Source organism: Desulfosporosinus metallidurans (assembly GCF_001936615.1).
Taxonomy (GTDB): domain Bacteria; phylum Bacillota; class Desulfitobacteriia; order Desulfitobacteriales; family Desulfitobacteriaceae; genus Desulfosporosinus; species Desulfosporosinus metallidurans.
The window spans coordinates 1-473 of sequence record NZ_MLBF01000197.1; the positions used below are offsets into that span (position 1 = coordinate 1).

At 42.2% G+C, this 473-nt stretch carries 1 protein-coding gene; it reads right to left on the reverse strand.

All coding sequences use genetic code 11. From position 1 onward, the window contains the following. Positions 1-75: 75 nt before the first annotated feature. Positions 76-270: a metal-sensing transcriptional repressor gene (locus DSOL_RS26360; protein ID WP_235839022.1), complete on the reverse strand. Its 195-nt coding sequence runs from the start codon at positions 268-270 to the stop codon at positions 76-78. Positions 271-473 lie beyond the last annotated feature (203 nt).

Sequence of the window (473 nt, forward strand, 5' to 3'; positions counted from 1 at the left end):
GTGACATATTTATGGCAAATGACAAATAAAAAAAGCCGTTATCCAGCTAACAGGATTCCGGCTATAAGGTCTAACTTATTGATTGATCTTCATTATAGTTTCAATCGCTTTGTTCATTATTTCCTGGCGATCCTCCCCTTGGTCAATCGCCTCAATTAAACAACCATTAGCATAACGCTGGGCGACAATCGTTGATACTTTATGCACTGCTGAACGAATGGCAACCAGTTGCAACAAGATGGCCTCACATTTCTTTTCTTCTTCAATCATGCGTTCAACCCCTGATATATGGTCCGCGTATTGTTTTCAGCCGGGTTAATATCTGTTGCACTTCTACCGGGTCTATCTCTTTCACAAGGNCCCATCCTTCCCGTTATAAACTAAAGCAATCCCTCAATTCTAGAGGGAATTTTCATCCCCATGATTGTGACTAGACCTTGGGCATCCAATCGATGAGCCTACTCACGGTAAAG

Excerpts from the sequence above, each read along its gene's own strand:
- DSOL_RS26360 (WP_235839022.1), bottom strand. The coding sequence starts at position 270 with ATGATTGAAGAAGAAAAGAAATGTGAGGCCATCTTGTTGCAACTGGTT.